This is a genomic window from Mesorhizobium sp. AD1-1, assembly GCF_020164655.1.
In the GTDB taxonomy this organism is placed as follows: domain Bacteria; phylum Pseudomonadota; class Alphaproteobacteria; order Rhizobiales; family Rhizobiaceae; genus Mesorhizobium; species Mesorhizobium ciceri.
In genome coordinates this window covers 98,774-105,056 of record NZ_JAIUGP010000020.1, presented here as the reverse complement: position 1 = coordinate 105,056, position 6,283 = coordinate 98,774, and the positions used below count along the sequence as shown (strand labels likewise).

Below are 6,283 nucleotides of genomic sequence, written 5' to 3'. Positions count from 1 at the left end.
GGCAGTAGGGCAGTAGGGCAGTAGGGCAGTAGGGCAGTAGGGCAGTAGGGCAGTAGGGCAGTAGGGCAGTAGGGCAGAGACCTCCAGGCAATTCACTTGTTGTCACATATTGCCCTACTGCCCTACTGCCTTATTCCCCTACATCTTATCGATCACCGACTGCACGCCCTCGGTTGGGGCGTCGACGGACGATCCGGCTACCATGATGGCGGCGACGATCGCTTCGGGGTCGTCGACGACCAGCGGCTTGACCCGCTGCGCGGTGTGGATGAAGCCTTCGGCGGCCATGTGATCGAGCAGCGCCAGCATCGGATCCCAAAATCCTTTGACATTGGCGAAGACGATCGGCTTGCGATGATGGCCAAGTTGTCCCCAGGTCATGATCTCGACGATCTCCTCGACCGTGCCGATGCCGCCCGGCAGTGCCACAAAGGCGTCGGATTTCTCGAACATCTTGTGCTTGCGCTCGTGCATGTTGTCGGTGATCAAGAGTTCATCGAGCCGGTCAAGCGCTGTTTCGCTCGCCTCCTTGTTGATCAGGAAGCGCGGAATGATGCCCGTCACCTTGCCGCCGGCCTTGAGCGCGCCTTCGGCGACAGCGCCCATGATGCCTTTGGTGCCGCCGCCATAGACCAGCCGCAATCCCGCTTTGGCAATTGAGCGCCCGAGCAGGTGTCCGGCCTTGATATAGATTTCATCGCGGCCCGGAGACGAGCCGCAATAGACGCAGACGGATCGAATCGTGTTCATGTCGATGATTGGTGATTGGGTCTGAAAGCGCGGTCAAGCCCCAAGGGTTAACGGCCTGGGCTTTTTCTTGTCGGTATTGCTAAAACAGGCTAGACCGGCGTTAGGTGGCTAAGGGGTAGGGAAATATGGCAATTAATCCACTGAAGGCGTTCCTGTTCGCGGCGGGTGGGACCGTTGCGGCCGCGGGAACCGCCTATGTAGCGGGCGCACTCGACCCGTATCTCAATCCCACGCCGCCGGCGCAAGTGGCGGCGCAGACGCCGCCCGCAGCGGCAAAATCGGCTGATCCCGGCACCGAAGCGCGGCTGCCCGCCGCTGAGGTCCCGGCGGCTCCCGCCGCAGTGCCCCAGGCAACGGCACCGGCCGCACCGGCCGCGGACGCGCCGGCTGCGGCCGGTCCGGTCGCACCGTCTTTCGACGTCGTGCGCGTTGAAAGCAATGGCTCGATTGTCGTCGCCGGCAATGCGGCGCCCAACGCCAAGGTCGAAATCCTCAATGGCTCGACGGTGCTTGGCTCGACGGTCGCTGGTCCCGATGGCGCCTTCGTTATCATTCTCGATGATCCGCTGAAGCCCGGCGATTATACGATCGCGCTGCGCGCGACCACCGGTGACGTCGTAACGCCCTCGGTGCAGACCGCCGTCGTTTCGGTTCCCAAGGATGCGGCCGGCCAGGTGCTGGCCATGGTCGAGGAGCCGGGCAAGCCGGCCGAATTGCTGACCGTTCCCGCACCCGAGACAAAGCCGGCTGCTCCCACAGCCGAAGCCCCCGCAACCGCTCCGGCGCCAGCCGCCCCAGCGCCAGCCGTGGTCGACGCAACACCGGCTCCTGCAGCGCCGGCGACGCCGCCCGCTGCAGGCGTGACCGAGCCCAAGATCGTCGTCGAGGCGGTCGAGATCGACGGCAGCAAGATCTTTGTCGCCGGCCTCGCCGATGCCGGCCGCAAGGTGCGCGCCTATGCCAACGACATCCTGCTCGGTGACGCGCAAACTTCGACGGACGGTCATTTCCTGGTCGAGGCGACGCGCGACGTTCCGGTCGGCAGCTACACAATCCATGTCGACGGCCTCGATGCCGACGGTGTGACAGTTGTGGCCCGCGCGGCCGTACCGTTCGAGCGTGAGCCCGGCGAAGCGATCGCCGCCGTGGCACCCTCGGCGCCGAAGCCCGTTCAGCCCAAGCCGGCCGCACCTGCCGCCGCCGAGGCGCCGGCCGCGGCCGAAACGGCCCCGGCCACGACGCCTGCTCCCGCCGCCGAGGCTCCGGCCGTTGTGGCGGAGGCGACGCCGCCAAGCGATGTGCCCGAGACCGTGGCGCCCAAGCTTGAACATGCCGACGGCGCCGTCATCATCCGCCGCAACGACACGCTGTGGCGGATCTCGCGGCGCGTCTATGGCCACGGCGTACGCTTCTCGACCATCTACCTCGCCAACCAGGACCAGATCAGTGATCCCGACCGCATCTGGCCGGGCCAGGTGTTCAAGGTCCCGGAAAAGTCGAAGGAAGGCGAAGCCGCCGACCTCAAGGCCATGGGCGAGCAGGCAACGACAGCGCCCGCCAAGACGGAGTAGGGTTTGAGCGCCGACGGTTGAGCGCAATCTCCCCCTTGTGGGAGATGCCCGGCAGGGCAGAGGGGGGCGCCTCGCCAGCCTGTCGGCCAAATCCGGTCGAGCTACCTTTGCCGGACATCTCTCCCACGAGGGGGAGATTGGCGGTTCCGGCGCTCTGCCCATAGGGTTAGCTTGCCCCGTGCCCGTTCATCGTCTATCGCCGATGAACGATGGCAGAATCCCTGATGGAAACAAACGCATCATGCGGCGGTCCGGACAGCCGTGCGGTCGCCGCCCGACTTGCAGCGCTTTCCCATCCGGCGCGGATCGAAATCCTGAAACACCTATCGACGAGCAGTTCCTGCTGCTGCCGCGAGGTCGTCGACCGCTTAGATCTGGCGCAGTCCACCGTGTCACAACATCTGAAAATACTGGTCGAAGCCGGGCTGGTTCGCTTCGAGCCCGATCGCCAGCGCTCGCGCTATGCGATCGACCATGCCGCGCTCGCCGATGTCTCCGCATCGGTGGCCGCTCTCGTCAATTCCTGCTGCTCCGGCCGCTGAAATAAGAAGAAGGCACAAGAAATGGCCGAAAAAACCGTCTCCGACTCCTCGACTTTCAAGACGCTGCTCAATTTGTGGCCTTACATGTGGCCGGCGGATCGCGCCGATCTGAGAGCCCGGGTCACATGGGCGACGCTGTTGCTGGTCGTCGCCAAGCTGACGCTGGTCGCCGGTCCCTATTTCTTCAAATGGGCGACCGACGCGCTGGCCGGCGACGCCAAATCGGCGCCGCCGCTGCCGAGCTTCCTGCTGGCGCCCGTCATGCTGGTCGTCGCCTACAATGTCGTGCGCCTGGTGCAGCTTGGCTTCAATCAGTTGCGCGACGCGCTGTTTGCCCGCGTCGGCCAATATGCCGTGCGCCAGCTCGCCTTCCGTACTTTCGTTCACATGCACCAACTGTCGCTGCGCTTCCATCTCGAGCGCCGCACCGGCGGCCTGTCGCGCATCATCGAGCGCGGCACCAAGGGCATCGAGACGATCGTGCGCTTCATCATGCTCAACACGGCGCCGACCATCCTCGAATTCGCGCTGACCACGGGCATCTTCGCCTACACCTATGGCTGGAAATATGTGGTCGTCGTCGCGGTCACCGTCTGGGTCTATGTCTGGTTCACGGTCCGCGCCAGCGACTGGCGCATCTCGATCCGCCGCGACATGAACGACAGCGATACCGACGCCAACACCAAGGCAATCGACTCGCTGCTCAACTACGAGACGGTGAAATATTTCAACAATGAGGGCATGGAAGCCGAGCGCTTCGACCGCTCCATGGCACGCTACGAGGTCGCCGCGACGCGCATCTGGACCTCGCTTGGCTGGTTGAATTTCGGGCAGGGCATCATCTTCGGCCTGGGCACCGTCATCGTCATGTGCATGTCGGCGCTCGAAGTGCGGGCCGGCACGCAGACCGTCGGTGACTTCGTCTTCATCAACGCCATGCTGATGCAGCTGTCGGTGCCGCTCAATTTCATCGGCTTCATCTACCGCGAAATCCGCCAGGGGCTCACCGATATCGAGCAGATGTTCGATCTGCTGGATGTGCCGCAGGAGATCGTCGACAAGCCGGATGCCAGGCCACTCGCGGTCAGCGCCGGCAAGGTCGAGTTCCGCGACGTGCACTTCTCCTATGACCCGAACCGGAAGATCCTGAAGGGCATCAGCTTCGAGGTGCCGGCCGGCAAGACCGTCGCCATTGTCGGGCCTTCGGGTGCCGGCAAGTCGACCATCTCGCGGCTTTTGTTCCGCTTCTACGACGTTCAGGGCGGCCAGGTGCTGATCGATGGCCAGGATATCAAGGACGTGACGCAGGAGAGCCTGCGCGGGGCGATCGGCATGGTGCCGCAGGACACCGTGCTGTTCAACGACACCATCGCCTACAACATCCGCTATGGCCGCATCGGCGCCAGCGAGGAGGATATGCGCAAGGCCGCCGAACTCGCTCAGATCGGCCCGTTCATCGAGCGATTGCCTGACGGCTACAAGTCGATGGTCGGCGAACGCGGGCTAAAACTTTCGGGCGGCGAGAAGCAGCGCGTGGCAATCGCCCGCACCATTTTGAAGGCGCCGCCGATCCTGATGCTCGACGAAGCGACCTCGGCGCTCGACAGCCACACCGAACAGGAGATCCAGGCCGCGCTCGATCTGGTCAGCCGTGGCCGCACCACCATCGTCATCGCCCACCGCCTGTCGACGGTGATCACGGCCGATGAGATCATCGTGCTGCAGGACGGCCAGATCGCCGAGCGCGGCACCCATGCCGAGCTGATGCGCAAACATGGCCTCTACGCCTCGATGTGGGACCGCCAGCGCGAGGCGACCGAAGCCGAAGAGCGGCTGCGCTTGGCTCGCGAGGGCGACGAACTTGGCGTCATCGTCCGCCGGCGCACGTCGGAGGTGAATTGAAGGTTCGGCGTGTGATCTGATTTTTGCGCTTGACCTCAACTTAAGTTGAGATTGTAGGCCGTTCCTGGAGCCCAAAAAACACCATGATCCAGGAACGGAGCAATCGAATGAGCAAGATAAATCAGACTGTTAACGGCGGCAGCGTGTTCAGGGTGGACAAATTCGTCGTCCCGGCCGGCGCCCGCGAGGAGATACTCGCCAAGGTCAGGACAACGCATGAATTGCTGCGCCTGCAGCGGGGCTTCGTGCAGGATTTCCTGCTCGAGCAATTCTCCGGGCCGGGCGAATTCAACCTCGTCACCATCGTCGAATGGGAAAGCCAGGCGGCCGTCGACAATGTCGTGCCGATCGTCAAGGCCGCGCACGAGCGCATCGCCTTCAACCCGCAGGAGACGATTGCCCGGCTCGGCGTTCGCGCCGACATCGCCAACTATCAGAGGGTTCCTGGGTTGTAGCAAGGCTGTTACGGCCAGCCGATGCCAGGTGCCGGCGCTTCGACGCTGAACACCTGGCCGGTGCGGGCGTCGCTGACCATATGCTCGAAGCCGCGCCATTCGGCGGCGAGAATGAACAGCGTTTTCCTGTCGGTGCCGCCCAGCATGCAGGCAAAGCAGCCGCGATCGACGGTCACTGTCTGCAGCACCTCGCCGCCTTCACGCACCCGCACGCAACGCTTGTTGGGAACATCCGCATACCAGGCCGCCCCTTCGGCATCGAGGCAGATGCCGTCGGGATAGCCGTCGAGGTCGGCCCAGACCCTTCGGTTGGCAAGGCTGCCGTCGGCGGCAATGTCGAAGGCGGTCAGCCGATTGGCATGGGATTCCGCGACAATCAGCGTCTTGTTGTCCGGGCTCACTGCCATGCCGTTGGCAAAGGCGATATTTTCCGCCACCTGCCGGACCGCGCCGTCCGGCGTGATCAACACGATGGTGCCGGGGCCGAAATGCTCGCCCGAAGCCGGCGCCGGTCCGCCGCCATTGACATAGGTGTTGCCGCGCCCGTCGACGACGATCTCGTTCCAAGGGCTTTTCGACAGGTCACGCAAATCGGCGCGAGTGACGAGGCTCCCGTCGGCCTCTTGTCGTAGCAGCAGCCCTTCGCGGCCGGAGATGACGAGCAGGCGGCCATCCGGCAGCCAGTCAATGGAGTAGGGCAGGACAGCCGGTACGGTGAGCATGACCTCGCGGTTGCCGTCGGCATCGACGGCGATAATCTCGCCGGTGCCCCAGTTGCAAAGCCACAGCCGTCCGTCATGCCAGCGCGGCGACTCGCCGAAAGCGAGACCGGCAGTGACGAGATGCGCTTGGGGGGCAGGTGGTTTCTGCATGTAGGGGACTCCTTGTTGAGTGCGTCAGCATCGCCAAATGGTCCATGATGGCGCTGTCTCACCAAGGACGGGCGAGGCAGCGGTCTGCCGACAGGCACAGAACCGATATTTTGGTTTGGCTGCCCTTTGCTGAGTTCGCGACGAAGCCTCGAGGTCAGTTTTTGGAGTGTTCTTCAAACTATCGGTTGAAG

6 protein-coding genes are annotated in these 6,283 nt (G+C 63.8%); 4 read left to right on the top strand and 2 right to left on the bottom strand.

All coding sequences use genetic code 11. From position 1 onward, the window contains the following. Positions 1-138: 138 nt before the first annotated feature. Positions 139-750 (bottom strand): TIGR00730 family Rossman fold protein, encoded by a 612-nt coding sequence (locus tag LB519_RS28520; protein WP_013532550.1) that lies wholly within the window; start codon positions 748-750, stop codon positions 139-141. Between the two features lie 125 nt (positions 751-875). Between LB519_RS28520 and LB519_RS28515 the strand changes: the two genes are divergently transcribed. The 4 genes from LB519_RS28515 (at position 876) to LB519_RS28500 (ending at position 5,220) form a co-directional block, all read left to right on the top strand. Continuing rightward, positions 876-2,321: a LysM peptidoglycan-binding domain-containing protein gene (locus LB519_RS28515; RefSeq protein ID WP_224621699.1), complete on the top strand. Its 1,446-nt coding sequence runs from the start codon at positions 876-878 to the stop codon at positions 2,319-2,321. Positions 2,322-2,530: 209 nt separating this feature from the next. After that, positions 2,531-2,863: an ArsR/SmtB family transcription factor gene (locus tag LB519_RS28510; RefSeq protein ID WP_013532548.1), complete on the top strand. Its 333-nt coding sequence runs from the start codon at positions 2,531-2,533 to the stop codon at positions 2,861-2,863. Between the two features lie 21 nt (positions 2,864-2,884). Next, positions 2,885-4,765 (top strand): ABCB family ABC transporter ATP-binding protein/permease, encoded by a 1,881-nt coding sequence (locus LB519_RS28505; RefSeq protein ID WP_064993127.1) that lies wholly within the window; start codon positions 2,885-2,887, stop codon positions 4,763-4,765. A gap of 107 nt (positions 4,766-4,872) precedes the next feature. Beyond that, on the top strand, positions 4,873-5,220 hold the full coding sequence (locus LB519_RS28500; RefSeq protein WP_064993128.1) for an antibiotic biosynthesis monooxygenase: 348 nt from the start codon (positions 4,873-4,875) through the stop codon (positions 5,218-5,220). Positions 5,221-5,228: 8 nt separating this feature from the next. On the opposite strand, the gene LB519_RS28495 is transcribed toward LB519_RS28500, so the two are convergent. Then, positions 5,229-6,092 (bottom strand): SMP-30/gluconolactonase/LRE family protein, encoded by an 864-nt coding sequence (locus tag LB519_RS28495; protein WP_224621697.1) that lies wholly within the window; start codon positions 6,090-6,092, stop codon positions 5,229-5,231. Between the last annotated feature and the right edge of the window lie 191 nt (positions 6,093-6,283).